Consider the following 23,840-nt stretch of genomic DNA (forward strand, 5'->3'; position numbering starts at 1 on the left):
GTCAGACTCCCGAAATCGAAGGCAGTGTCACCGCGCCGGCAGCCTTGATGGCAGCGCCGCTGCGCACCATGGCGATGGCCTTTTCCATATCGGGATGGAAATGTCGGTCGTTGTCGAGATGCGGCACTTCTGCGCGGACCAGTTTGCGCACGGCTTCAAGGGCCGCGCTCGACGCCAGCGGTGCATGGAAATCACAGCCCTGCGCGGCGGCCAAGAGTTCGATGCCGATGACGGCTGTCGCATTCTCGACCATGCCGATCAGCCGGCGCGCGCCATGTGCGGCCATCGAGACGTGGTCTTCCTGGTTGGCCGAGGTCGGGATGGAATCGACGCTCGCGGGATAGGCCTTCTGCTTGTTTTCGGAAACGAGTGCCGCCGCCGTCACCTGCGGGATCATGAAGCCGGAGTTCAGGCCGGGCTTCGGCGTCAGGAATGCCGGCATGCCGGACAGCGCCGGGTCCACCAGCATGGCGATGCGGCGTTCCGACAGCGAGCCGATCTCGCAGACGGCGAGCGCGATCATGTCGGCGGCGAAAGCCACCGGCTCGGCGTGGAAATTGCCGCCTGAAAGCGCAGTATCGTCCTCGGCGAAGATCAGCGGATTGTCGGTGACGCCATTGGCCTCGGTGCCAAGCGTGTCGGCGGCCTGACGCAGCACACTGAGCGCGGCGCCCATCACCTGCGGCTGGCAGCGCAGGCAGTACGGATCCTGCACGCGCTCGTCGCCGACGCGGTGCGATTCACGAATGGCGCTGCCGGCCATCAAGTTGCGCAGCGCTGCCGCCGTCTCGATCTGGCCGGGATGTTTGCGCAGGAGATGGATGCGCGGATCGAAGGGAGCGTCCGAACCCTTGGCGGCGTCGGTCGACAGCGCCCCGGCGACCAGCGCCGACTGATACAGCACTTCGGCCTCGAACAGAGCGGCCAGCGCGTAGGCGGTGGAAAACTGCGTGCCGTTGAGCAGCGCCAGACCTTCCTTGGCGCCGAGCGTCACGGGCTCCAGGCCGTGCGAGACGAAAGCGACCTTGGCCGGGAAGCGGCCATGCGGTGTAAAGCATTCGCCGACGCCGATCATCACCGCCGTCATGTGCGACAGCGGCGCGAGATCGCCGGAGGCGCCGACCGAGCCCTGCGCCGGCACCATGGGGATGACGTCGTTGGCCAGCATCGCTTCCAGCAACTCGATGGTTTGCGGCCGTACGCCCGACGCGCCCTGCGCAAGGCTGGCGAGCTTCAGCGCCATCATCAGCCGAACCACCGAAACCGGCATCGGCTCGCCGACACCGGCGGCATGCGACAAAACGATGTTGCGTTGCAGGGTCTCTAGATCCTCGGCCGGAATGCGGACGCTGGCCAGTTTGCCGAAGCCGGTGTTGATGCCGTAGACCGGCTCACCCTTGGCGACGATGCGGGCGACTGCCTCGGCGCTGGCCTTGATTTTTGGCCGGCAGGAGGCGTCGAGCTTCGGCATGGCGCCACGATAGATAGCGCGCCAGTCGGCCAGCGTCGCATTGCCGGGCTTCAGGTTAAGTTCGGTCATTGTCCTCTCCAGATGCGGGCATGGAGCGGGTTGAAGCCCATGCGGTAGACGAGTTCGGCCGGACGCTCGATGTCCCAGATCGCCAGGTCGGCGGATTTTCCTGCCTCAAGCGTGCCGGTCTTGCCAAGCAGCCCAAGCGCGCGGGCAGCCTCGCGAGTGGTGCCGGCCAGGCATTCCTCGACGGTTAGGCCGAAAAGCGTCGCTGCCATGTTCATGGTCAGCAACAGCGAGGTCAGCGGCGACGTCCCGGGATTGTTGTCGGTGGCGACCGCCATCTTGACGCCGTGCTGGCGGAACAGGCCGACCGGCGGCTTCTTGGTTTCGCGGATGAAATAGTAGGCGCCGGGCAGGATGGTCGCCACGGTGCCGGCCTTGGCCATCGCTGCGGCGCCGGCCTCGTCGGTGTATTCGAGATGGTCGGCCGACAGCGCGCCATAGCGGGCGGCGAGTTCGGCGCCATGCAGGTTGGACAACTGGTCGGCATGGAGTTTGACCGGCAGGCCAAGCGCCTTGGCCTTGTCGAAGACGCGGGCAATCTGTTCCGGCGAAAAGGCAATGCCCTCGCAAAAGCCGTCGACGGCGTCAGCCAGGCCCTCGGCGGCGATTCCGGGGAGGATGGTGTTGGCGACGAGATCGACAAAAGCGTCCTTGTCGCCTTTTGCTTCCGGCGGCAGCGCATGCGCGCCGAGGAAGGTGGTGCGGACCGTGACCGGGCGTTGCTTGTCCAGCTGCCGCGCGGCGCGAAGCGACTTCTGTTCATGTTCGAGATCGAGCCCGTAACCCGACTTTACCTCTACCGTGGTGACGCCCTCGGCCATCAGCGCATCGAGGCGTGGCAGCGTCTGCGCAACCAGTGCGTCTTCGCTCGCGGCACGCAGGGATTTGACCGAGGAGACGATGCCGCCGCCGGCACGGGCGACTTCTTCATAGGTGGCGCCGGCCAGCCGCATCTCGAACTCGTTGGCACGGTTGCCGGCATGGACGAGATGGGTGTGGCAGTCGATCAGGCCGGGCGTGATCCAGCGGCCTTCGCAATCGGTAGTCTCGCCGCCCTGAGCCAACGCTGACGGCATGTCGGCTTCCGGGCCGGCATAGACGATGATGCCGTCACGGGAGACGATCGCGCCCTTTTCGACGATGCCAAGTCCGGCAACGCCTTCGGCCATGGTTGCCAGGCGCGCATCACGCCAAAGCTGAAGGCCCCCTGCCCGGCTTTTGTCTTGTGCCGCCATCATCTTTTTCCGTTGCTTGGATGGCGATTATGTATATACATATTGAAACGCGCTGCAAGTGCATTGTTTATGGAATTCGGAGAAAAACGTGACGGCGATCTTTGCGGAACAGGCGCTGCTGACCGATGGCTGGCATGACAAGGTGCGGATCGTCGTCACGGACGGTCGCATCGCAACCGTCGAAGTCGACACGTCGCCGCGGAGCGGTGACGAACGCCACGCCATTCTGGTGCCCGGCATGCCGAACCTGCACAGCCACGCCTTCCAGCGCGGCATGGCCGGGCTTGCCGAACTGCGCGGTCCCTCCGCCGACAGCTTCTGGAGCTGGCGCGAGGTGATGTACCGCTTCGCGCTGTCGATGACGCCGGACCAGGTCGAGGCGGTCGCCGCCCAGCTTTATGTCGAAATGCTGGAGGCCGGATTCTCGCGCGTCGGCGAATTTCATTATCTCCACCACGATCGCGACGGAAAACCCTATGCCAACCTTGCCGAGATGGCCGAACGTATTGCCGCGGCCGCCGGCGAAACCGGGATCGACCTGACGCTGCTGCCGGTGTTTTATGCCCATTCCTCCTTCGGCGGCGCTGCGCCCAACGAAGGCCAGCGGCGATTCATCAACGATGTGAATCGGTTCGAACGCTTGCTTGAGAAAAGCCGCGAATCGGTTCGTGCGTTGAATCAGGCTGTCGTCGGCGTCGCCCCGCACAGCCTGCGCGCCGCGACGCCGGAGGAACTCAGCGCTGTTGCCGCCATTGCGCCGGACGGACCGATCCACATCCACGTCGCCGAGCAGGCGAAGGAGGTCGAGGATTGCCTGGCGTGGTCGGGTGCGCGACCGGTCGAATGGCTGCTCGCCAATGCCGGGATCGACAAGCGTTGGTGCCTGATCCACGCCACCCACATGACCGAGGCTGAGACAACCGGCATGGCCAGAAGCGGCGCCATTGCCGGGCTTTGCCCGATCACCGAGGCCAATCTCGGCGACGGCACCTTTTCAGCACCTCTGTTCATCGAACATGGCGGCCGCTTCGGCGTCGGCTCGGATTCCAACGTGCTGATCGGCCTGCCGGATGAATTGCGCCAGCTCGAATATTCGCAGCGCCTCGCACACCGCGCCCGCAATGTGCTGGCGGTGGCCGGCGGCTCGACCGGGCGGGCTCTGTTCGACGCCGCCCTCGATGGCGGCAGCACCGCACTCGGCGCCGGCCCGTCGCGGATCGCCGCCGGCGCCGCGGCTGATTTCGTCTCCCTCGACGAAAACCATCCATCGCTGGCCGGAAAAAGTGGCGATGCGATCCTCGACGCCTGGATCTTTGCCAATGGCGGCAAGGTCGATTGCGTCTGGGTGCACGGAAAAAAACAAGTCAGCGGCGGCCGGCATGCAGCGCGTGAGACGATCGCCGAGCGCTTTCGCCATGTGATGACGGCGCTTTCGGCATGAGCATATCAGAGACAGCGGCGGTGGAAGGCGGCGGTTCGCTGCACCAGCGCATCCTGTCCGACATCAGCGAGAAAATAATGTCCGGCGCCTGGGCGCCGGGTCACCGCATCCCGTTCGAGCACGAGTTGACGGCCGAATACAATTGCTCGCGCATGACGGTGAACAAGGCGCTGTCGCAGCTGGCCAAGGCCGGGCTGATAGAGCGCCGCCGCCGTTCGGGCAGCTTTGTCCGCCAGCCGCAGTCGCAGGCCGCGGTGCTGGAAATCCACGACATCAGGATCGAGGTTGAGTCGCTTGGCCTGGCTTATCGTTACGAGCGCTTGGCGCGGCAGAAAAGGCGCAGCAGCGCCGAGGATCGCGCCTTGCTGGAACTGGACGCAGCCGGACAGGTGCTGGCGCTTGAATGCCGGCATTTTGCCGGCAAGCGGCCGTTCGCGCACGAACAGCGGCTGATCAATCTCGCCGCCGTCGCGGAAGCCGCCGAGGAGGAGTTTCTCGACATCGCCCCCGGCCCTTGGCTGATCGGCCGCGTGCCATGGAGCGAGGCAGAGCACCGTATCCGCGCGGTCGCGGCCGACAGACATATTGCCGAAGCGCTCGACATCGCAACCGGCGCGCCCTGCCTGGTGGTCGAGCGCCGAACCTGGAGCGCCGAGCACCCGGTGACGCAGGCGAGGTTCACCTACGCCGCGGAGAGCCACACGCTGGTGGCGCGGTTCAGGCCTTCGCAGGGGTGATTACCCTCCCCCTCGAGGGGAGGGTCGCGGAGCAAGTGCCGCAAGGCGGCACTGGTGACGCGGGGTGGGGTCGGTGCAGCCTCGCCGACCCCACCCCGTCTCGCAGTCTCCGCTTCGCTTCGACTACTCGCCGACCCTCCCCTCGAGGGGGAGGGTAAGGCGCCGCGCTCTAAATCGCCGCCGTAACGATAATCTCGACGGTGTATTCCGGCCCTGCAAGCTTGGCCTCACCCGTGGCGCGGGCGGGCGTGTTGCCTTGCGGGACCCACTTGTCCCATTCCTTGTTCATCTCGGCGAAGGTGCCCATATCGGCCAGCCAGATGATCGCCTGCAGGATCTTGGTCTTGTCGGTGCCGGCCTTGGCCAGCAGTTCGTCGATAGATGCGAGGATCGACCTCGTCTGTTCGCCAACGCTGGCGCCGGGCGTTCCGACCTGGCCGGCGAGATAGACGGTGTTGCCGTGGATGACGATCTGGCTCATGCGCGGGCCAACATCGATGCGACGAATGCTCATGGGATGGTTCCTTCGTTTGTCGGTGCGCCTGTTTAGAGTCGCTGCCGGCTTCGGGCAAGGCCAACAGCGCGAAACCTCTTGAGCCTGGGTTGGATCTTAGACCGCAAATGTCTATCTGCGCCGAGGTATTTCTTTCCGGCGCGGATTGCCGACCTCGTGTGAGAGTGGCAAGACTTCGCGCCAAACCAGGTTGAGAGGATGAGAGCCATGGAATATCGAGAAATCAGCGAGGACTATTCGGTCTCGGGCCAGATCCAGCCCGAAGATGCCGCCGCCATCAAGGAAGCAGGTTTCAAGAGCGTGATCTGCAACCGGCCGGATGACGAGCAGCCCGACCAGCCTTCGGCCGACAGCGTCAAGGCGGCGGTCGAAGCCGCGGGGCTGGCCTTCCGCTACATCCCGGTAATCAGCGGCCAGATCACAGCCGAGAATGTCGAAGATCAGGCCGAAGCGCTCGACGCGCTCGAAGGCCCGGTATTTGCTTATTGCCGCTCCGGCGCGCGCTGCACCAATCTCTACGGGCTGATTCAGCAGTCCAAGGGGTGAGCATCCTGAGGCGCTGGCGATCCCTCACACCCCCCTCTGTCCTGCCGGACATCTCCCCCGGGGGGAGATCGGATGTCGCCTTCGCTCTTCGCCAATCGCCGACGTTGCAGGATGAGCGCTGGACAAAGCTGCTGATCTCCTCTTTGCGGGGGAGATGGCCGGCAGGCCAGAGAGGGGTGCTGTCCCGCCGACGTATCAACTGAAACTCTCTCAAACTAGATCGGCAGCGCGCCGGTCTCCTTCAGCGTCTCCAACACGATCGCCGTCTTCACATGCTGCACGGATTCGTGCGGCAGGAGCACACCGTTGACGAATTCCGACAATGATTTCAGATCGGGCGTCACCACCTTCAAGATATAATCCATCTCGCCGGTCAGCGCGTGCGCCTCCTGCACCTCCGGCAGCCGCGCCAGCAGCTCGCCGAAGCGCCTGGCATTGTCGCGGTTATGGGTGGCGAGCGTCACCGAGATGACGTTGACCAGCGAGAAGCCGAGCTTGTCGCGGTCGAGCACGGCGCGATAGCCCTTGATGTAGCCGTCTTCCTCCAGCCGCTGGCGGCGGCGTGAGCATTGCGATGCCGACAGGTTCACGCGCTCCGAGAGATCGTTGTTGGTGAGCCGCGCGTCGCCCTGCAAGAGAGCCATTATCTTGCGGTCAAATTGATCGATGCGCGCTTCATTCATCGATTCATCTCCAATCATGCATGAATTACGCACAAGATGATCATTTCAAGCGTTTGAATGCAAGCACCGTGCGGTCACTTCGCACTATCATGCGTCATCTCGTGGTCCGATGCGGCCACCATCCGTTTGGAGGAATGCCATGGGTCCCTTCCCGCACGACGCCCCGCCCGCAAAGATCAGCAAGGAAAACCCCGCCGGCACCGACGGTTTCGAGTTCGTCGAGTTCGCGCATGCGGAGCCGCAGAAGCTAGCAGAACTGTTCACCCGCATGGGCTATGTGGCGGTGGCCAAGCACCGCACGAAGGACATCACCGTCTGGCGCCAGGGCGATATCAACTATGTCGTCAATGCCGAACCGGGCTCGCATGCGATGAAGTTCGTCGACAAACACGGCCCTTGCGCCGCCTCGATGGCCTGGCGTGTTGTCGATGCCAAGCACGCATTCGAGCATGCGGTATCGAAAGGCGCCACGCCCTACGACGGCAACGACAAGGCGCTCGACGTGCCGGCCATTGTCGGCATTGGCGGCTCGCTGCTCTATTTCATCGAAGCCTATGGCAAGAAGGGCTCGGCCTATGATGCCGAGTTCGAGTGGCTGGGCGAACGCGACCCGCGGCCGCAAGGCGTCGGCTTCTATTTCCTCGACCACCTCACCCACAATGTCTATCGCGGCCAGATGGACAAATGGTGGGACTTTTATCGCGAGCTGTTCGGCTTCAAGCAGATCCATTTCTTCGACATCGACGGCAAGATCACCGGCCTCGTCAGCCGCGCCATCACCTCGCCCTGCGGCAAGATCCGTATCCCGCTGAACGAGTCCAAGGACGACACCAGCCAGATCGCCGAGTATCTGAAGAAGTACAATGGCGAAGGCATCCAGCATATCGCTGTCGGCACCGACGACATCTACGCCGCCACCGACAAGCTTGCCGACAACGGGCTGAAGTTCATGCCCGGTCCGCCGGAGACCTACTACGACATGTCGTACAACAGGGTGAACGGGCATGACGAGCCGATCGAGCGGATGAAGAAGCACGGCATCCTGATCGACGGCGAAGGCGTGGTCGACGGCGGCATGACCAAGATCCTGCTGCAGATATTCTCCAAAACCGTGATCGGCCCGATCTTCTTCGAATTCATCCAGAGGAAGGGCGACGAAGGTTTTGGCGAAGGCAATTTCCGCGCGCTGTTCGAGTCGATCGAGCAGGACCAGATCAAGCGCGGCGTGATCAAGGTCGATGGCAAGGCGGCGTGAACCGTGAACGTCTCCATAACCGAAGCAAAGGCCAAACTAACGGAACTCGTCGGCCGCGCGGAGGCCGGCGAGGAGATAGTCATCACTCATCACGGCAAGATCGCGGCGCGGCTCGTGCCACCAGTTCGAGAAGACTTGTTGTCGCGCATAGGTGCCCTGAAGGGCAAGATTTGGATTTCTGACGATTTCGACAAACTCGGCCCTGAATGGAACGAGTACACCAGATAAAGGTCAGAGGCCCAGCCGCACGACCTCTTCCCTCCTCACCTTCAAATCATAATCGAGCAAGAACTCGTCCAGTTGCGGCGGCGCGACTGACGTGCCGGAGAGCATCGCGTGCACCTGGCCGCGATGGTGGATGTCGTGCAGGAAGACATGGGCGAGAATGTCGCCGATTTTTTCGGGGATCATGCCATCCTCGCGCCGGTCGGTGATGACCTGACGGTCGAGATCCGCCTCCGACAGCTTCTCGCAAAAGGCGATCAGGCGTCGATCTGCTGCGACCTGGGCGGCAAACAGCGCCTGCGGCACATCGAACGGCACGTAGTCGTCATAGGCGGCCGCACCGACGCCGCCTTCTTCGAGAAAATCGAGATAGAGATGATCGACCGCAAGGATGTGGTTGAGCGTTGCCTTGATCGACGGGAAGAAGCTGGTGCGTTCGGCTTCGAATTCGCCGGGCTTCAGCGCAAGCACAGCGCGGTAGAGCCGGTCATTCGACCAGAGATTGTTGCCGGCCATGCGGCTGAAGTGGGTGAGAATATCCATGTTATGCGCTTGGCCAACCGACCAAGTCCACCAACTTCAGAATGACGAGTATGGCAGCTATCCCCAGAAGACGAGCGTTCATACCGCGGCGCAGTTCTTGCGTTCCTGCATCGCTTGCGACTTCCCGGTTCAAAGCGACGTACACAAGCCTCGGCAGGCGCGCCTCGCTGCTGAAATTACGCAGCCTTTCAGACCGATCCTCGACCTGCCGGCAGAGCCGAATTGCGGAAATCAAAAGCCAGCCGGTTGCGACGCTGCAAAGCCCAAGAAACCAAAGATAAGAAGCGGTATAGGCCATCTGCCATTCACGCTCCCGTCGATCGCATCAGATACAAGCCTGCCGCCATCACCGCGAAGCCGGCGACAACGATCAGCAAAAGGCGGTTCATGCGCCGCCGCATCGCCTGCGTCTCCTCGTCCCGCGCCACATTGGTGTTGGTGATGGTGTGGAACATCATCGCCTTGCGCGGGTAGCCACTGCGGTTGGTCAGATCGGGCGAGCGCGCCTCGATGCGGTAGCTCAGCCGGATCGCCTGGATGAAGACCACCAGAATGGCCAGCGCCCAGACGCCGGCCAGCAGGTAGAACGCCTCTCCCGTCACTATTGCCCCCTCTTATGCCTGGGACTTCTCGACCTTCTGCTCGATGGCGCCGAAGATCGAGTTTCCGCTTTTATTCTTCATCTCGATACGCACCGTATCGCCAAAGCGCAGGAACGGCGTCTTGGGCTCGCCAGACTCAATGGTCTCGATCATGCGCAGTTCAGCGATGCAGGAATAGCCGGCGCCGCCGGCCGCCACCGGTTTGCCCGGCCCGCCATCCAGCTTGTTGGAGACGGTGCCGGAACCGATGATGGTGCCGGCAACCAGCGGCCGTGTCTTTGCGGCATGGGCAATCAGCGCCGGGAAGTCGAAGGTCATGTCGACGCCGGCATTGGCACGGCCGAACGGCTTGCCGTTGACGTCGGCGAGCAGAGGCAGGTTGACCTTGCCGCCATCCCAGGCGTCGCCGAGTTCGTCCGGCGTCACCGCCACCGGCGAAAAAGCCGAGGACGGCTTCGACTGGAAGAAGCCAAACCCCTTGGCGAGCTCGGGTCCGGTGAGCGCGCGCAGCGTCACATCATTGACCAGCATGACCAGCCGGATGGCGGCGCGCGCCTGGTCGAGGCTGGCGCCCATCGGCACATCGTCGACGATGACGGAGACTTCCGCCTCCATGTCGATGCCGAAGGCTTCGTCCGCCGTGCGGATCGGCTCGCGCGGCGCGATGAAGGAATCCGAGCCACCCTGGTAGATCAGCGGATCGGTCCAGAAGCTTGCCGGCATCTCGGCGCCGCGGGCTTTGCGCACCAGCTCGACGTGGTTCACATAGGCAGAACCATCGGCCCATTGATAGGCGCGCGGCAGCGGCGAATGGGCGTCATGCTCATGGAAGCGTGCCGACGGCACCGCATTGTTCTCCAGCGATTCGGCGATCGTCGCCAGGTGCGGCGAAATCCGCTGCCAGTCGTCGAGTGCCGCCTGCAGCGTGCGCGCCAGGAACGAGGCGTCGGTGAAGCGCGTCAGGTCGCGCGAGACGACGACAAGCTTTCCGTCGCGCGTCCCGTCCCTCAATGTGGCAAGCTTCATGCGGTTTCCTCTCCTGATGCGGCTTTGGCGCCGTCTAAGTTCACAACAAGGCCGTCGCGGGCAATCGTCAAGTCACCCGCCCACGATTTCCTGACGGCCGCCTCCCAGTCGGCCTCGCCGATCGCGGCATCATCGGCCGGAATGAGGTGGTTGAGCACCAGCCTCTTCACCCCGGCATCGCTGGCGATGCGACCTGCCTGCTCGGCAAATGAGTGGCTGGCAAGCAGATGCTCTTTCAGCCGCGCGCCATTGCCGGTCCTGGCGACCAGCCGCTCGATGCCTTCTTCCAGCATGGCCTCATGGACGAGAATGTCGGCATTTCGGGCAAAGCCTGCGAGCGGCGGAAAGAAGGCTGTGTCGGCCGAGAAGACGATGCTTTTGCCAGCGTGGTCGAAACGCAGTGCGAAACAGTCCGTGACCGGCGGATGGTCGACGCGCAGTGCCGAGACCTTCAGGCCGCGCTGCGCAAAAATCTCGCCCTCGCCGAATTCCACGATCGAAGCCATTTCGCGAATGTCCGGCCTGCCCTCATCGACGATGCGAATTTCAATGTCGAACTCCATCGCCTGGCAGAAGCGGCGCCAGTATTGGCCGGTGCCGGGTGGTCCGAACAGCGTCACCGGGCTGGCGAGGCCGGCGGTCCAGGCGGTGTGGAGCAACGGACCCAGTTCCAGCACATGGTCGGAATGCAGGTGGGTGACGAAGACCAGGTCGAGCGCCTTCAGGCTGACGGCGGAATCGACCAGACCGCGCGTGACGCCGAGCCCGCAATCGACGACGATGGTTCGCCCGCCAAGCTCCAGCAGCGACGAACTCGGCCACGGCCCGCCCGGCCGCAGCGCCGGGCCGCCCTTGGAGCCGAGAAGCACCAGCCGGTCGTTCATTGGGCTGATCTCAAGACCAGTCGCCCTCCGGCGTGCCGTTGAAACGCTTCTTCAGATCGGTCCAGCAATCGATGTAATTGTCCTGCCTCGTTTCAAGCTCGGCGCCGTAGCGGGTGAGCATTTGCGGGAATCGGGTCTCGAACATGAAGGCCATGGTGTTGTCGAGCTTGACCGGTTTCAGCTCCGAGCGCGAGGCCTTTTCGAAGCCAGGCGCGTCTGGGCCGTGGGCCAGCATCAGATTGTGCAGGCTGATGCCGCCCGGGAGAAAACCTTCCTCCTTGGCGTCATACTGGCCGTGGATCAGGCCCATGAACTCGCTCATGATGTTTCGGTGGTACCAGGGCGGGCGGAACGTATCCTCCGCCACCAGCCAGCGCGGCGGGAAGATGACGAAGTCGATGTTGGCGGTGCCCTCCTCGCCGCTCGGCGCCGTCAGCACGGTGAAGATCGACGGATCGGGATGGTCGAACAGGATGGCGCCAACCGGAGAAAACGTCGCCAGATCATATTTGTAGGGGGCGTAGTTGCCGTGCCAGGCGACGACATCGAGCGGCGAATGGCCGATCTCGGTGACATGGAAATTGCCGCACCATTTCACCGTCAGCCGGCACGGCGTTTCCTTCTCCTCGAACCAGGCGCTGGGCGTCTTGAAGTCGCGTGGGTTGGCCAGGCAGTTGGCGCCAATCGGGCCGCGGTCGGGCAGCGTCAGCTTGGCGCCGTAATTCTCGCAGACATAGCCGCGCACTTCCTTGTCGGCGAGCTCGACCTTGAACACCAGACCGCGCGGCAGCACGGCGATCTCGCCGGGCCGAAGCTCGATGACGCCCATCTCGGTGAAAAAGCGCAAGGCACCGACCTGGGGGACAATCAGCAACTCGCCGTCGGCGTTGAAGAAATGGTCGTCGACCATCGAGCGGTTGGCGACATAGACATGCGCCGCCATGCCGCTTTGGCCCAGCACGTCGCCGGCGGTGGTGATGGTGCGCATCCCTTGAATGAAATCGGTCGGCTCCTTCGGCATCGGCACCGGGTTCCAGCGGTACTGGCCGAGCGCCAGCTCGTGGTCGCCGACATTGGGAGCGGTCTTCCACAGGGGATAGCTCGCCGCCTTGAAGCGGCCGGTGTGTTTTACGCTCGGCCGGATGCGGTAGAGCCAGGAGCGCTCATTGGTGCCGCGCGGGGCGGTGAAGGGCGAGCCCGAGAGCTGCTCGGCATAAAGTCCGTAAGCCGGCCGCTGCGGGGAATTGCGCCCTTGCGGCAGCGAGCCGGGCAGCGTTTCGGTCTCAAAATCATTGCCGAAGCCCGGCATGTAGGAAAATTCCATCCGATCCTCCCTGATCCCGACCGCCGCGAAGCGCGGCCTGCCGGCGATGTTGACCAAACTGGTTTCATTTGTAACCATCGAAAATGTAACTATCAACGGCTGATGCCGCATCCACGGTGCGCATATGGAAACCCTCGAACTCGAAAATTTCCTGCCCTACCGGCTTTACCGGCTGGCCGACGCTGTCAGCCGAGAATTTTCAAAAATCTACCGCGACCGTCACGGTCTGACGCGGCCGGAATGGCGCACACTCTCTGGGCTCGGACAGCGCGGCACGATGACCGCGACGGCGCTCGGCGAGCAGTCGGCCATGCACAAGACCAAGGTTTCGCGGGCGGTGGCGGAGCTTGAGCGGCGGCGCTGGCTGACGCGCACGCCGGACGAGAATGATCGGCGTGTGGAGCATTTGGCGCTGACCAAGGCGGGACTGGCCGCCTATCGCGAGATGGTGCCGCTGGCGAAAGCCTTTGAACGGCAGTTGCTGGCGAGGCTTGGTACGGAAGAGCGGGCGGCGATTGTGAATGGGGTGGCGGCGCTGGAGGCAAAACTCACCTTGGGTTGAGATCTTCCCATAAGTTCGACCGTCGCTGAAATCAGATCGCGAATGCGGCAGGCAACGCCCCTAGACCGTAATAGGCGCGTTCGGCTTCAATGAAGCCTCTGACACGGCTTCGAAATGCCACCGGATCATCAATGTAGGCTAGAAGCGCCTGCGCTTGCGAAGCCGCGTGTCTTTGAGCGCTTTCAAACAGTCGCCTTGCCGTTTCAAAACCACCGGCCAAACCAGCCGCCACCCCGGCGTGGAAGGCCGCCCACTCGCCGTAGGCGCCCGGCTGCAATTCACTCACGAGGATTTTCGCTGTCGCCTGGACGGAAGGGAACATCGATCGGTGAACCTGATCGATTTCGACGACCTTCTTGGCCATTTGATCAACCGCGAGAAGAAACTGTGGCGGGCTCTCGAACGGAACGAACTGTCCAATGCGCTCAACGCGATCGAAGGTAATCGCTTCCGGAAGCGAACCCCAGAGCCAGTGGACTGCTACGTTAAGGTAAGTGCCCTTGGACCAGGAACTGGGCTGGAACTCGACTACACTTAGCCAGAAGCCGCGATCGGCGATCCAGATTCGGGACTGCCCTTTGCGTCGAAATCCGGCCGGCTTCAGTACGAGCTTTGCCTGCGAGGCAATGATACGACCGTGCTCATTGTCCGCCATCTTGCACCCACACGTGCCTCACCAATCCATCACCACCTTGCCCGAACTGCCGCTCCGCATCGCGTCAAACCCCGTCTGGAAATCGTCGATCCCAATGCGGTGCGTAATCAGACCCGACACATCCAGCGGCCCCTGCACCAGGGCGATCATCTTGTACCAAGTCTCGAACATTTCGCGGCCGTAGATGCCCTTCAAGTGCAGCATCTTGAAGATGACCTTGTTCCAGTCGATTTCGAAGCCGGTCGGCGCGATGCCCAGAATGGCGATCTTGCCGCCATTGTTCATGGTGTCGATCATGTCGCGAAAGGCGGGCGCGGCGCCCGACATTTCGAGGCCGACGTCAAAACCCTCGGTCATGCCCAGCGCCGGCATAACGTCGCGCAGTTTTTCCTTCGAGGCATCGACGACATGCTGGACGCCGAGCTTTTTGGCCAGCGCCAGCCGCACCGGGTTGATGTCGGTGATGACGACTTTTCGCGCCCCCACACATTGGGCAACGAGCGCGCCCATGATGCCGATCGGCCCGGCGCCGGTGACCAGAACGTCTTCACCGACCAGGTCGAAGGACAGAGCGGTGTGGACGGCATTGCCCAGGGGATCGAAGATCGCGGCGATCTCGTCGGGCACATCGTCGGGGATCGGCACGACATTGTGCTGCGGGATCGCCAGATATTCGCCGAAGGCGCCGGGGCGGTTGACGCCGACGCCGAGCGTGTTACGGCAGAGATGCCCCCTGCCGGCGCGGCAATTGCGGCAATGGCCGCAGACGATGTGACCTTCGCCGGAGACACGCTGGCCGACCTTGTATTCGGTGACCGCAGCGCCGAAATCGGCCACCGTGCCGACGAATTCATGGCCGGTCACCATCGGCACCGGCACGGTCTTCTGCGCCCACTGGTCCCAATTGTAGATGTGGACGTCGGTGCCGCAGATCGCCGTCTTCTTGACCTTGATCAGCACGTCGTTGGGGCCGATCTCCGGCACCGGTGCCTCTTCCATCCAGATGCCCGGTTCGGCCTTGGCCTTCACCAGCGCCTTCATCATGTTCGACATGCTACAACTCCTTACCCTCCCCCTTGTGGGGAGGGTGGCCCGAAGGGCCGGGTGGGGGTCAAAAACTGGCGGAGGTCGTGACCCTGCAGACCCCCACCCCGCCTCCCGCCCGCTTGCTTCGCAAGCGGTCGGAAGTCGACCCTCCCCACAAAGGGGGAGGGTAAAACTCTCAGCCAATCACGCCCAGTTCCTTGCCGACCGCCGCGAACGCTGCCACGGCGCGGTCGATGTCGGCGCTGGAATGCGCCGCCGACATCTGCGTGCGGATGCGCGCCTGGCCTTTCGGCACCACCGGGAAGGAAAAGCCGATGACATAAATGCCGCGCTTCAGCATGCGCGCCGCCATTTCCTGCGCCAGGCTGGCATCGCCCAGCATCACCGGAATGATCGGATGATCGGCGCCGGCCAGCGTGAAGCCGAGCTTGCCCATTTCGGAGCGAAAGCGCGCCGCATTGGCATAGAGGCGTTCGCGCAGGGCGTCGCCATTGCGGATCAGCTCGAACACCTTGATGGAAGCGCCGGCAATCGCCGGCATCAGCGTGTTGGAGAAGAGATAAGGCCGCGAACGCTGGCGCAGCCAGTCGACGACCTGGCTTTTGCCGGAGGTGTAGCCGCCGGAGGCGCCGCCGAGCGCCTTGCCGAGCGTGCCGGTGATGATATCCACCCTGCCCTCGACGCCGCAATGCTCGGCCGAGCCGCGGCCGTTCTTGCCGACGAAGCCGACGGCATGGCTGTCGTCGACCATCACCATGGCGCCGTACTTTTCCGCGAGGTCGCAGACGCCTTTCAGATTGGCGATGATGCCGTCCATGGAGAACACGCCGTCGGTGGCGATCAGGCGGAAGCGGCAGTCTTTCGCCTCCTTCAGCCGCGCTTCGAGGTCGGCCATGTCGTTGTTGGCATAGCGGAAGCGCTTGGCCTTCGACAGCCGCACGCCGTCGATGATCGAGGCATGGTTCAGCGCATCGGAGATGATCGCATCCTCCTCGCCGAGCAGCGTTTCGAACAGGCCGCCATTGGCGTCGAAGCAGGAGCCGTAAAGGATGGTGTCGTCCAGGCCGAGGAAGGATGAAATCATTGATTCAAGCTGCTTGTGCTCTTCCTGCGTGCCGCAGATGAAGCGCACCGAGGCCATGCCGTAACCGTAGCGGTCGAGCGCGCCTTTGGCCGCGGTGCGCAACTCGGCGCTGTCGGCGAGGCCGAGATAGTTGTTGGCGCAGAAGTTCAGCACCTTGTCGCCGCCGACTTCGATCTCAGCCGACTGGGTCGAGGTGATCACCCGCTCGGATTTGTAGAGCCCGGCGGATTTCAGCCCTTGCAGTTCGTTGTCGATATGGGAGAGGAATGCCGCGCTCATGATCAGGTCCTGTTGAGATTGGCGCGACTGTCGCGCTACGCGCACTAAAAATCCACCGCAAAAGCGACCGCTTCGGTGGCGCGGCTGCCTCAACCCTGGCGCGATCCGATCGCATGGCCAGCATGCTGGAGTAGCAGGCACGCGAATACGGCCATGCCGCGAAATAACATGATAACCATCTCGGCAGCTTTCGTTTACTGCGGAAGCAGCAGTTCCGCCGGCTTCCAGACCTGTTAACCCTTTCAAGGCAATGGTGTTCTTGCCACGAATCGGTGGCAGAAATCCGTCGACCGAGGGGTCACCTAGAATATGTCGCAGCAGCCGGCGCAAACCGTCTCGGGCAAACTCATCCTGCTGATCAAGAGCGGCTACTGGCTGGCGCTGCTGATCATCGCCGCCATGGTGATGGCCTCCTTCATCCTGCTGCAGCAGATGATGGCGGCGCAACAGCACAACCATACTCTGCTCGACATCGTCAGCACCCAGAAGGCGCTGTCGCAGCGCATTGTCTTTTTGACCAGCGCAACCGGCTCCGCCGCGCGTGACAAGCAGCCGGCCCTGGTTGCCGCGCTGAAACAGGCGACCGCCGAGTTCGAGACGAACTACGACCTGCTGCTCAAACAGACGGGAGCCGACCCACTGTCGCCAGCATTGTCCGATCCAAAGTCGATCGAGAGCGTGCTCTACGGCAAGCCGTTCCACCTCGACTATTTCTCGGTCGGGCTGGTCGCCAATGGCGAAAGGCTGATCTCGTCCTTCGAATCCCAGCTCTCCGGCAATGCCGCCTACAAGGGCGGCGGCGAGCGCGTCAATCTCGATGCTTCCGTCGCCAATGCGACGCTGTCGGGTTATGCCGCGCTCGGCCAACGCATCGCCGCATTCGCCGACGAGCGGTCGGAAAAGCTCCTCGATCTCCACCGCACCTTGTTCTACGCCACCATCGGCGTCATCGTGCTGGTGGCGCTTTTCATCTTCCGGCCGATGTCGAAGGCGATCCTGCGCAAGACCCATGAGCTTGTCGATGCCCGCAACTCGATGGCCTTCATCGCCGTACATGACGGGCTGACCGGCCTGCACAACCGCACCTTCCTGACCGACCACTTCGAAACGCTGATCAAGGGCGCGCATCGCCGGCGTGAGAGGCTGGCGGTCATCCAGCTCGACCTCGACCGGTTCAAGCAGATCAACGACACACTCGGCCACGCCGCCGGCGACTATGTGCTGGTCGTCACCGCGCAGCGCATGCGCGATTCCTGCCGTGCGTCGGATCTGTGCGCGCGCCTTGGCGGCGACGAATTCGTGATGATCCTCAATGGCGCCGGCGGCCCCGAGGACATCAACATGCTGGCCCGTCGCATCCTGGAGGAGATCAACGAGCCGATTACCTTCCAGGGCACGACCATCCTTCCAGGGGCCAGCGCCGGCATTGCCGTCTATCCCATCGACGCCGACAATGCCGAGGATCTGCTCGTCCACGCCGACCTCGCGCTCTATTCCGCCAAAAAGCTCGGCGGCGGCAGCTTCTCGTTCTTCTCCGAGGAACTCAGGCGCGAGCTAGACTACCGCAAGCAGCTCGAGCACGACATCAAGGTCGCGATTTCGGAGAACGCCTTCCAGGTCTATTTCCAGCCGCAGGTGTCGCTGAGCAACGGCGCCATCAGCGGCATCGAGGCGCTGGTGCGCTGGAAGCATGCCGAGCGCGGCATGATTGCGCCGGGCGAGTTCATTCCGGTCGCCGAAAAATGCGGCTTCATGCCCGAGATCGGCCGCATCGTCTTTACCAAGGCGATCGAGCAAGCAGCCGAATGGGATCGCGCCGGCATCGCTTTCGGCCGGCTTGCCGTCAACGTGTCCGGCACCGAGCTGCGCGAACCCGACTTCGACCGCTTCCTGTTCGCAACGCTGGAAAAGGCCGGCCTTGCTCCGCAGAAACTGTCGCTGGAAATCGTCGAATCCGTCATTCTCGACGACGAGAAGACGGGCATCGCGGCGAAGCTGCGCCACATCCGCGCTGCCGGCGTCCATCTTGAGCTCGACGATTTCGGCACCGGCTATGCCTCGCTCAGCCACGTCAATCCCAACGAGATCGACCGGCTGAAGATCGACCGCCGCTTCGTCCAGAACATCAACGAGAATGGCGACAACACCAAGATCGTGCGCGCCATCACCGAGCTGGCGCGCGGTCTCGGCATTTCGATCGTCGCCGAGGGCGCGGAAACCGAAGCCGAGCTCGATTCGCTGATGGCAATCGGCTGCGATCAGGTGCAGGGCTATTCCATCGCCTTCCCGATGCCGCAGGACAAAGCGCGCGAATGGCTGCTGGCGCGCAGCCCGAAGAAAGCCAAGCTGAAGGTGCTTCAGGGCAATTTAGCCTAGACTATTGCCCACCGGTGCCGGTCATTTGGCCGGCGCGACATTCGCCCGCAATGCCGCCAGCACCTCGGCGAACTCCGCCAGCCTGTCGTCCGGCAATCCCGCGCGCAGCCGCTTGTCGAAGATGAGAGCCGCCGCCCGCAGCTTCAGGAACATCGTTTCGCCCGCCTGCGTCAGCTCGACCAGATGAACCCGGCGGTTGTCCGGATCGCGGCGGCGCGTCAGCAAGCCTTGCGCCTCCATGGCGTTGAGATGGTGGGTGAGCGTGGCGCCCTGGATGCCGATCATGCCGGCAAGTTCGCGTTGGTTGGCAAGCTCGCTCGACTTGACCGAAAGCAAGGTCAGCCACACCGGCAGCGTGCCCCCGGCCTCGACCAAAGCGGCGTCAAATGCCTGCGCCACCAGCTTGGAGGTGCGCGCGAGATTCATGCCGATTGGCGGACGGTCAAAGGGAGTCATGCGCCGACAGTAGAACAAGGCGCCGAGCGATGGAACGCGGCATTATACATTGACATCGAACCATTTGATACCTAACTATCATGCGTGTCGATCTGCCGAGTTCGTATTATCCGCGTTCGACAGGGATCCGAGGACGGGCGGCGGCAAGGAGGAAGCGGTCATGCAATATGTCTACATCGTCGTTATCGGCCTTCACGTCATGTCCGGCGTGTTCTGGGCCGGCACCACCATCACGCTTGCCCGCGACCCCGAGATCAGGGCGGAGCGCTTTATCGGACCGCAAATGGGCTCGGCCGGCATGGTGTTCGTGACCGGCGCCCTGCTCTGGTATTTCTTCCACGGCGCCTATTTCGGCTCGATGGAAATGGTGCTGGCGCTGGGCATCCTGGCCGCCTTCGCCGCTGCCGGCGTTCTCAGCGTCGTCGTCCGCAAGACCAGCCGGCAGCTTGCCGGCGCGGACGCCGCAACGGAAGCGGCGCTGCGCACCAAAATGGCCCGCGGCGAGCGCATCGCCGCCTGGCTTCTGGTACTCACCGTGCTTTGCATGGCGACGGCCAGGATGATTTGAGCCCTGCCGCATGTCGCCTCCCGGTTGAAGACCATTCCGCATCGTGCGTCGCCTGGCTCCCGGGCGGTGGCGTACGCGGCGCGCAGTTCGGACGGATGTGCAAGGTGGCTCTCCGCACAGAGGTTTGGCTGCGCGCCACCCATCACTTTGATCGATCGAGTTGCGCCCGCCGGAAGGGTGAGATCGAGTTTTGGAACAAGCCGTAGGCCGCTTGTAAAGCTCACACCCGCAAGCCGAACCTGATGCCATCATAGATGGCCGCGTGGATGTTGCGCGATGCGACCGCATCGCCGATGCGCAACAGCACGAAGCCGCCTTCGGGATTGCGTGAAGGAAAAATATCGCCGCCGCCGACCAGCCGCTCATAGTCGACCGCTCCACCATTCTTCGACAGCGGTTTCAGCCGGAGATAGAGATCGTCGAGCGGCGCCGTGCCGTGCTCGACCACCACCTGGTCGACCCGCCTCTCGCCGCGCCAGCCATTGGCAAAGTCGGAGGCGAGTTCGGCAACCAGCTGATTGCCTTCGCGCCGCACCGAGCGCAGCCTGGTGTTGATGGTGATGGTGACGCCCTTCTCGTGGAAGGCGCGCATATAGGGCACGTGATTCATGCCGCCCATTTCGGGGGCGAAGAAGCGCTCCGGCGAAACCAGCTCCAGTTTTGACCCTGCATTGGCGATCAGCTCCGCCGCGCCCATGCCCTGGTGGCCACCATTGTCGTCGAAGAGCAGCACGTTCTCCGCCGGCTTGACACTGCCGGCCATGATGTCCCAGCTCGACGTGACGAGATTGTCGCCCGATGTCAGCGGCGGGTTCTGCGGCAGGCCGCCGGTGGCGATCACCACCACGTCGGGCGACAGCGCCAGCACATCGTCCTGCTCGGCCCAGGTGTCGTAGCGGATCCCGACGCCGAGCCGGTCGAGTTCGGCCAGCCGCCAGTCGATGATGCCGATCAACTCCTTGCGGCGCGGGTTCTGCGTCGCCAGCCGAACCTGGCCGCCGGCCTGACCGGATGCTTCGAGCACGGTGACATGGTGGCCGCGTTCGGCCATGACGCGAGCTGCCTCCAGCCCGCCGGCGCCGGCGCCAACGACGACGACTTTCCGCCTGGGCCCTTCGGTCATGACGATGATATGCGGAATCTCGGCCTCGCGGCCGGTCGCGGCATTGTGGACGCACAGCGCCTCGCCGCCTTCATAGATACGATCGAGGCAATAGGTGGCGCCGACGCAAGGCCGGATCTCGTGCTCGCGACCTTCCATGACCTTCTTGATGATGTGCGGGTCGGCGATATGGGCGCGGGTCATGCCGACCATATCGAGCTTGCCGGTCGCGATGGCGTGGCGCGCCGTGGCGACATCGGAAATCCGCGCCGCATGGAAGGTCGGAAATTTCGTTGCCGCCCTCACCTCGGCGGCGAAATCGAGATGAGGGGAAGAGCGCATGCCGGTCACCGGGATAACCTTGGTGAGCGCCGCGTCGCTTTCGATCGAGCCGCGGATGATGTTCAGGAAATCGACCTTGCCGGAATTGGCGAGCCGTCTGGCGATCTCGACGCCCTCCGCCTTTGACAGGCCTTTGTCAAAATCCTCATCGGCGACCATGCGGATGCCGACGATGAACTTCTCACCGACGGCAGCCCGCACGGCATCCAGCACCATGTCGGTGAAGCGCAGCCGGTTGTCGAGCGAACCGCCGAACTCGTCGTCGCGATGGTTTGTGGCCGGCGACCAGAACCCGTCCATCAGATGGCCGTACGATTCGAACTCGATGCCGTCGAGGCCGGCCGCCTGGCAGCGCTGCGCAGCGGACGCATAGTCGGCGACGATGCGCTCGATGTCCCAGTCCTCGATAGTTTTCGGGAACGCGCGGTGCGCCGGCTCACGCACCGGCGAGGCCGACAGCACCGGCAGCCAGTCGGCCTTGTTCCAGCCGGTGCGGCGACCAAGATGGGTGATCTGGATCATCACCTTGCAGTCATGCTCGTGGCAGGCGTCCGCCAGTTCGGCCAGCCACGGCACGATGCGGTCGTCATAGACATGCAGATTCCCAAAGGCGGCCGGGCTGTCGCGCGAGACGATGGCCGAGCCCGCCGTCATTGTCAGCGCCATGCCGCCCTTGGCCTTTTCGGCATGGTAGAGCCGGTAGCGCTGTTTCGGCATGCCGTCCTCTGAATAGGCCGGCTCGTGGCTGGTCGACATCACCCTGTTCTTCAGCGTCAGGTGTTTGAGCTGGTAAGGCTGGAGAAGCGGGTCGTTGCTGGTCATCATCTTCCTACCATTCCAGTTTGTGTCGGAGCAGCGCGCGCTGCTCCAGTTCTTGTCTTAAGCATCGAATTTATCCGAAAATCGCTGCACACTTTTTGATCCGATGCTAATGAGCGCGGAAAATCCCCAGGAAAACCACGATGATCGATACCAAAACCCTCACCCAGCTCGGCGCCCACGTCGAGACGCCACAGAGCCCGGAGACCGCGGTCCTGGAGACCGTGCCGTTCCAGCGCGGCGACGGACCGCCGGCGATCGTGCGCTTCACCTGCCCGGAATTCACCTCGCTCTGCCCGGTAACCGGACAGCCGGATTTCGCTCATATCGTCATCGACTACGCACCCGATGCCACCCTTGTGGAATCGAAGTCGCTCAAACTGTTTTTGACTTCGTTTCGCAACCATGGCGCTTTCCATGAAGACTGCACGGTGATGATCGGCCGCCGCATTGTGGCGGCAACGAAGCCGCTGTGGTTGCGCATAGGCGGCTATTGGTATCCGCGCGGCGGCATTCCGATCGATGTCTTCTGGCAGACCGGCGCTCCGCCCGAAGGCGCCTGGTTGCCCGACACCGGCGTTGCCCCCTATCGCGGAAGGGGCTGAAGCTATTTTGCGGACCTTTAGCGGGACAGCGCCCCCCTCTGTCCTGCCGGACATCTCCCGCACACGGGGGGAGATTGGCCGCCACATAGGCTTTCGCTAATCTCAAATGATGCGGAGCGGGCGAGACGCTGGAACTGCTGATCTCCCCACCCGTGGGGGAGATGTCCGGCAGGATAGAGGGGGGCGCGAAGGATCGCAGGCGCTGACCCTCAATCAACATTATTCGCACTGATACTGGCTGAGCGCCCATTCACCGGTCACCGAAAGCAGATCGGATATCTTCCAGTCGCCGTCGACTTTCCTGAATTTCCATTCAAGGCGATGCGGGTTGCCGGCGACGACGAAGGCGACAATGACCTTGGCCTGGTCGCCATTGATCGCTTCGAGTGTCTTCAGGCTCTTATCGATCTCGGCCTTGTCATAGTCGGCATTGTCGAGCGCCATGTTGGGGTCGAGGCATTCGCCCTGCCCGGATTTGCGCAACGCGTCGCTCTTGTCGAGAACGGTTTTTGCCGGGTCGATGAAGTGGCTGCGCTGCGCCGGATCGATCTCCAGCCCCACCTGATCGTAAAATGGCCGCACCACCGCCGTCGGGGATCCCGGCAGAATGGGTGCGGCCGGTGCGGCGTCGGCCGGCGACCACCCAACCGGCGGTGTCGCCGCTTCCACCGCTGTCCCGGGTGGATTTGCGGGCGGTGCTGCGCCGGCCGGTGCCGTCACGGCCGGGGCATTGGCTGGCGGCGGGCCCAACAGGCCTTGTGCCGCGGCTGCGCTCATAGCCACCGCCAGCACGCACATGGGCGACAGCGCCAGGGCAAGACGGCGGAGCACAGGATCACTCCGGCGCTTTGTCGGGCATGCATTCCAGCGCGCTCAGCGTCCAGCTGCTGGTCTTGGAGGTAATGTCGGCGACCTTCCATTTGCCGTCGATTTTCTTCAGCGACCACAGCATTTCGCGTTTGGAATCATCGCCTTCCGCAAAAAGGCTGAAGGTGGCGGTGACTTCGGCCGTATCGCCATTGACGGTCTCGGCCAGCTTCAATGTCTTGGCAATCGACTTCTGGTCGAAATCCTGGGCGTCGAGGCCGGGATCGAAGTCGAGGCAGGCCACTTCGTCGGGCTTGTTCTTCGTTGCCTGGTCGTTGAGATCGAACAGCTTGGTCACCGGCTCGGTGAAGCGGTCGCGGTACTTTGCGTCTCCCTCGAATTTCACTTCAGGCACATAAAAGAACTTGACGGCGTTGGAAGCCGGCCCGGCCAGCACTGTCGCTGGCAAGGCAATCGAAAAGACAGCGGCAAGCACTATCGGTTTCATGCAGGCACTCCGGACGTTTGGCGGCAAGGTGCAATACCAGACATCCTGCATATCGGTTTTTTTGCGGCTCATGAAGCC

26 protein-coding genes are annotated in these 23,840 nt (G+C 63.1%); 9 read left to right on the forward strand and 17 right to left on the reverse strand.

Features of this window, described 5'->3' with window-relative positions; all coding sequences use genetic code 11:
* Position 1 precedes the first annotated feature (1 nt).
* Together hutH and hutI are read right to left on the reverse strand one after the other, a co-directional pair.
* Positions 2 to 1,540, reverse strand: coding sequence for a histidine ammonia-lyase (gene hutH / locus ACYG9R_RS00080; RefSeq protein WP_023824551.1), 1,539 nt, complete (start codon positions 1,538 to 1,540; stop codon positions 2 to 4).
* Entirely contained in the window at positions 1,537 to 2,772 is a 1,236-nt protein-coding gene (gene hutI / locus ACYG9R_RS00085; RefSeq protein WP_023816261.1) for an imidazolonepropionase, read from the reverse strand. The genes hutH and hutI overlap by 4 nt, the downstream gene beginning before the upstream one ends.
* Before the next feature lie 88 nt (positions 2,773 to 2,860).
* On the opposite strand from hutI, the gene ACYG9R_RS00090 reads away from it, so the two are divergent.
* Complete coding sequence (locus tag ACYG9R_RS00090) at positions 2,861 to 4,213, forward strand: formimidoylglutamate deiminase (RefSeq protein WP_023824550.1); 1,353 nt, start codon at positions 2,861 to 2,863, stop codon at positions 4,211 to 4,213.
* Complete coding sequence (gene hutC / locus ACYG9R_RS00095) at positions 4,210 to 4,950, forward strand: histidine utilization repressor (protein WP_023824549.1); 741 nt, start codon at positions 4,210 to 4,212, stop codon at positions 4,948 to 4,950. Before ACYG9R_RS00090 ends, hutC begins: the two co-directional genes overlap by 4 nt.
* Positions 4,951 to 5,119: 169 nt before the next feature.
* Here hutC and ACYG9R_RS00100 read toward each other — a convergent pair whose 3' ends face one another.
* A complete protein-coding gene (locus ACYG9R_RS00100) occupies positions 5,120 to 5,464 on the reverse strand; it encodes a RidA family protein (RefSeq protein ID WP_023672906.1) in 345 nt (114 codons plus the stop codon).
* A gap of 207 nt (positions 5,465 to 5,671) precedes the next feature.
* On the opposite strand from ACYG9R_RS00100, the gene ACYG9R_RS00105 reads away from it, so the two are divergent.
* Positions 5,672 to 6,010, forward strand: coding sequence for a protein tyrosine phosphatase family protein (locus ACYG9R_RS00105; RefSeq protein WP_023672907.1), 339 nt, complete (start codon positions 5,672 to 5,674; stop codon positions 6,008 to 6,010).
* A gap of 215 nt (positions 6,011 to 6,225) precedes the next feature.
* Here the strand turns inward: ACYG9R_RS00105 and ACYG9R_RS00110 are convergent, their stop codons facing one another.
* Positions 6,226 to 6,693 (reverse strand): Lrp/AsnC family transcriptional regulator, encoded by a 468-nt coding sequence (locus tag ACYG9R_RS00110; protein WP_023734215.1) that lies wholly within the window; start codon positions 6,691 to 6,693, stop codon positions 6,226 to 6,228.
* A gap of 139 nt (positions 6,694 to 6,832) precedes the next feature.
* Between ACYG9R_RS00110 and hppD the strand changes: the two genes are divergently transcribed.
* Positions 6,833 to 7,948: a 4-hydroxyphenylpyruvate dioxygenase gene (gene hppD, locus ACYG9R_RS00115; RefSeq protein ID WP_023694412.1), complete on the forward strand. Its 1,116-nt coding sequence runs from the start codon at positions 6,833 to 6,835 to the stop codon at positions 7,946 to 7,948.
* Positions 7,949 to 7,951: 3 nt separating this feature from the next.
* Positions 7,952 to 8,176, forward strand: a complete 225-nt coding sequence (locus ACYG9R_RS00120; protein ID WP_023743658.1) for a type II toxin-antitoxin system Phd/YefM family antitoxin — start codon at positions 7,952 to 7,954, stop codon at positions 8,174 to 8,176.
* A gap of 3 nt (positions 8,177 to 8,179) precedes the next feature.
* Here the strand turns inward: ACYG9R_RS00120 and ACYG9R_RS00125 are convergent, their stop codons facing one another.
* Genes ACYG9R_RS00125 through hmgA form a run of 6 tightly spaced genes read right to left on the reverse strand, consistent with a single transcriptional unit; the run spans position 8,180 to position 12,552 of the window.
* A complete protein-coding gene (locus tag ACYG9R_RS00125) occupies positions 8,180 to 8,716 on the reverse strand; it encodes a DinB family protein (RefSeq protein ID WP_023824548.1) in 537 nt (178 codons plus the stop codon).
* 1 nt (position 8,717) lies between these two features.
* On the reverse strand, positions 8,718 to 9,014 hold the full coding sequence (locus ACYG9R_RS00130; RefSeq protein ID WP_023743660.1) for a hypothetical protein: 297 nt from the start codon (positions 9,012 to 9,014) through the stop codon (positions 8,718 to 8,720).
* Positions 9,015 to 9,021: 7 nt separating this feature from the next.
* The gene (locus tag ACYG9R_RS00135; RefSeq protein WP_023743661.1) at positions 9,022 to 9,318 is read right to left on the reverse strand and encodes a hypothetical protein; all 297 of its coding nucleotides are present in this window, start codon (positions 9,316 to 9,318) and stop codon (positions 9,022 to 9,024) included.
* A 12-nt stretch (positions 9,319 to 9,330) separates the two neighbouring features.
* A complete protein-coding gene (locus tag ACYG9R_RS00140; RefSeq protein WP_023672913.1) occupies positions 9,331 to 10,344 on the reverse strand; it encodes a fumarylacetoacetate hydrolase family protein in 1,014 nt (337 codons plus the stop codon).
* Positions 10,341 to 11,228, reverse strand: a complete 888-nt coding sequence (locus tag ACYG9R_RS00145; protein WP_023824547.1) for an MBL fold metallo-hydrolase — start codon at positions 11,226 to 11,228, stop codon at positions 10,341 to 10,343. Before ACYG9R_RS00145 ends, ACYG9R_RS00140 begins: the two co-directional genes overlap by 4 nt.
* A gap of 10 nt (positions 11,229 to 11,238) precedes the next feature.
* Positions 11,239 to 12,552, reverse strand: coding sequence for a homogentisate 1,2-dioxygenase (hmgA, locus tag ACYG9R_RS00150; protein ID WP_023824546.1), 1,314 nt, complete (start codon positions 12,550 to 12,552; stop codon positions 11,239 to 11,241).
* Between the two features lie 124 nt (positions 12,553 to 12,676).
* Between hmgA and ACYG9R_RS00155 the strand changes: the two genes are divergently transcribed.
* Positions 12,677 to 13,114: a MarR family winged helix-turn-helix transcriptional regulator gene (locus ACYG9R_RS00155; RefSeq protein ID WP_023724852.1), complete on the forward strand. Its 438-nt coding sequence runs from the start codon at positions 12,677 to 12,679 to the stop codon at positions 13,112 to 13,114.
* A 31-nt stretch (positions 13,115 to 13,145) separates the two neighbouring features.
* Here the strand turns inward: ACYG9R_RS00155 and ACYG9R_RS00160 are convergent, their stop codons facing one another.
* The 3 genes from ACYG9R_RS00160 to ACYG9R_RS00170 form a co-directional block, all read right to left on the reverse strand.
* Entirely contained in the window at positions 13,146 to 13,769 is a 624-nt protein-coding gene (locus ACYG9R_RS00160; protein WP_023824545.1) for a DUF4304 domain-containing protein, read from the reverse strand.
* An 18-nt stretch (positions 13,770 to 13,787) separates the two neighbouring features.
* Positions 13,788 to 14,822 carry an L-threonine 3-dehydrogenase gene (gene tdh / locus ACYG9R_RS00165; RefSeq protein WP_023715233.1) on the reverse strand — a complete coding sequence of 345 codons (1,035 nt, stop codon included), beginning with the start codon at positions 14,820 to 14,822 and terminating at the stop codon, positions 13,788 to 13,790.
* 169 nt (positions 14,823 to 14,991) lie between these two features.
* Positions 14,992 to 16,179, reverse strand: coding sequence for a glycine C-acetyltransferase (locus tag ACYG9R_RS00170; protein ID WP_023824544.1), 1,188 nt, complete (start codon positions 16,177 to 16,179; stop codon positions 14,992 to 14,994).
* A gap of 309 nt (positions 16,180 to 16,488) precedes the next feature.
* On the opposite strand from ACYG9R_RS00170, the gene ACYG9R_RS00175 reads away from it, so the two are divergent.
* A complete protein-coding gene (locus ACYG9R_RS00175; protein ID WP_023672920.1) occupies positions 16,489 to 18,555 on the forward strand; it encodes a putative bifunctional diguanylate cyclase/phosphodiesterase in 2,067 nt (688 codons plus the stop codon).
* A 21-nt stretch (positions 18,556 to 18,576) separates the two neighbouring features.
* On the opposite strand, the gene ACYG9R_RS00180 is transcribed toward ACYG9R_RS00175, so the two are convergent.
* Positions 18,577 to 18,981, reverse strand: a complete 405-nt coding sequence (locus ACYG9R_RS00180) for a MarR family winged helix-turn-helix transcriptional regulator (protein ID WP_023672921.1) — start codon at positions 18,979 to 18,981, stop codon at positions 18,577 to 18,579.
* 190 nt (positions 18,982 to 19,171) lie between these two features.
* On the opposite strand from ACYG9R_RS00180, the gene ACYG9R_RS00185 reads away from it, so the two are divergent.
* Entirely contained in the window at positions 19,172 to 19,579 is a 408-nt protein-coding gene (locus tag ACYG9R_RS00185; protein WP_023824543.1) for a hypothetical protein, read from the forward strand.
* A gap of 220 nt (positions 19,580 to 19,799) precedes the next feature.
* Here ACYG9R_RS00185 and ACYG9R_RS00190 read toward each other — a convergent pair whose 3' ends face one another.
* Positions 19,800 to 21,845 (reverse strand): oxidoreductase, encoded by a 2,046-nt coding sequence (locus ACYG9R_RS00190; protein ID WP_023824542.1) that lies wholly within the window; start codon positions 21,843 to 21,845, stop codon positions 19,800 to 19,802.
* Positions 21,846 to 21,985: 140 nt separating this feature from the next.
* Here ACYG9R_RS00190 and queF point away from each other — a divergent pair, with 140 nt between their 5' ends.
* Positions 21,986 to 22,447, forward strand: coding sequence for a preQ(1) synthase (gene queF / locus ACYG9R_RS00195; protein ID WP_023713074.1), 462 nt, complete (start codon positions 21,986 to 21,988; stop codon positions 22,445 to 22,447).
* A 219-nt stretch (positions 22,448 to 22,666) separates the two neighbouring features.
* Here queF and ACYG9R_RS00200 read toward each other — a convergent pair whose 3' ends face one another.
* Positions 22,667 to 23,278: a hypothetical protein gene (locus ACYG9R_RS00200; protein WP_023824541.1), complete on the reverse strand. Its 612-nt coding sequence runs from the start codon at positions 23,276 to 23,278 to the stop codon at positions 22,667 to 22,669.
* 4 nt (positions 23,279 to 23,282) lie between these two features.
* A complete protein-coding gene (locus ACYG9R_RS00205; protein ID WP_023694426.1) occupies positions 23,283 to 23,762 on the reverse strand; it encodes a DUF3828 domain-containing protein in 480 nt (159 codons plus the stop codon).
* Positions 23,763 to 23,840: the final 78 nt, after the last annotated feature.

It is taken from the genome of Mesorhizobium sp. RSR565B, from assembly GCF_054719465.1.

Coding starts and splice junctions, on each gene's coding strand:
- ACYG9R_RS00105 (WP_023672907.1), top strand. CDS start 5,672: ATGGAATATCGAGAAATCAGCGAGGACTATTCGGTCTCGGGCCAGATC.
- ACYG9R_RS00175 (WP_023672920.1), top strand. CDS start 16,489: ATGTCGCAGCAGCCGGCGCAAACCGTCTCGGGCAAACTCATCCTGCTG.
- ACYG9R_RS00140 (WP_023672913.1), bottom strand. CDS start 10,344: ATGAAGCTTGCCACATTGAGGGACGGGACGCGCGACGGAAAGCTTGTC.
- ACYG9R_RS00130 (WP_023743660.1), bottom strand. CDS start 9,014: ATGGCCTATACCGCTTCTTATCTTTGGTTTCTTGGGCTTTGCAGCGTC.
- ACYG9R_RS00145 (WP_023824547.1), bottom strand. CDS start 11,228: ATGAACGACCGGCTGGTGCTTCTCGGCTCCAAGGGCGGCCCGGCGCTG.
- ACYG9R_RS00100 (WP_023672906.1), bottom strand. CDS start 5,464: ATGAGCATTCGTCGCATCGATGTTGGCCCGCGCATGAGCCAGATCGTC.
- ACYG9R_RS00180 (WP_023672921.1), bottom strand. CDS start 18,981: ATGAATCTCGCGCGCACCTCCAAGCTGGTGGCGCAGGCATTTGACGCC.
- ACYG9R_RS00205 (WP_023694426.1), bottom strand. CDS start 23,762: ATGAAACCGATAGTGCTTGCCGCTGTCTTTTCGATTGCCTTGCCAGCG.
- hutC (WP_023824549.1), top strand. CDS start 4,210: ATGAGCATATCAGAGACAGCGGCGGTGGAAGGCGGCGGTTCGCTGCAC.
- hppD (WP_023694412.1), top strand. CDS start 6,833: ATGGGTCCCTTCCCGCACGACGCCCCGCCCGCAAAGATCAGCAAGGAA.
- ACYG9R_RS00190 (WP_023824542.1), bottom strand. CDS start 21,845: ATGACCAGCAACGACCCGCTTCTCCAGCCTTACCAGCTCAAACACCTG.
- ACYG9R_RS00155 (WP_023724852.1), top strand. CDS start 12,677: ATGGAAACCCTCGAACTCGAAAATTTCCTGCCCTACCGGCTTTACCGG.
- hmgA (WP_023824546.1), bottom strand. CDS start 12,552: ATGGAATTTTCCTACATGCCGGGCTTCGGCAATGATTTTGAGACCGAA.
- ACYG9R_RS00170 (WP_023824544.1), bottom strand. CDS start 16,179: ATGAGCGCGGCATTCCTCTCCCATATCGACAACGAACTGCAAGGGCTG.
- queF (WP_023713074.1), top strand. CDS start 21,986: ATGATCGATACCAAAACCCTCACCCAGCTCGGCGCCCACGTCGAGACG.
- ACYG9R_RS00110 (WP_023734215.1), bottom strand. CDS start 6,693: ATGAATGAAGCGCGCATCGATCAATTTGACCGCAAGATAATGGCTCTC.
- hutI (WP_023816261.1), bottom strand. CDS start 2,772: ATGGCGGCACAAGACAAAAGCCGGGCAGGGGGCCTTCAGCTTTGGCGT.
- hutH (WP_023824551.1), bottom strand. CDS start 1,540: ATGACCGAACTTAACCTGAAGCCCGGCAATGCGACGCTGGCCGACTGG.
- ACYG9R_RS00185 (WP_023824543.1), top strand. CDS start 19,172: ATGCAATATGTCTACATCGTCGTTATCGGCCTTCACGTCATGTCCGGC.
- ACYG9R_RS00160 (WP_023824545.1), bottom strand. CDS start 13,769: ATGGCGGACAATGAGCACGGTCGTATCATTGCCTCGCAGGCAAAGCTC.
- ACYG9R_RS00125 (WP_023824548.1), bottom strand. CDS start 8,716: ATGGATATTCTCACCCACTTCAGCCGCATGGCCGGCAACAATCTCTGG.
- tdh (WP_023715233.1), bottom strand. CDS start 14,822: ATGTCGAACATGATGAAGGCGCTGGTGAAGGCCAAGGCCGAACCGGGC.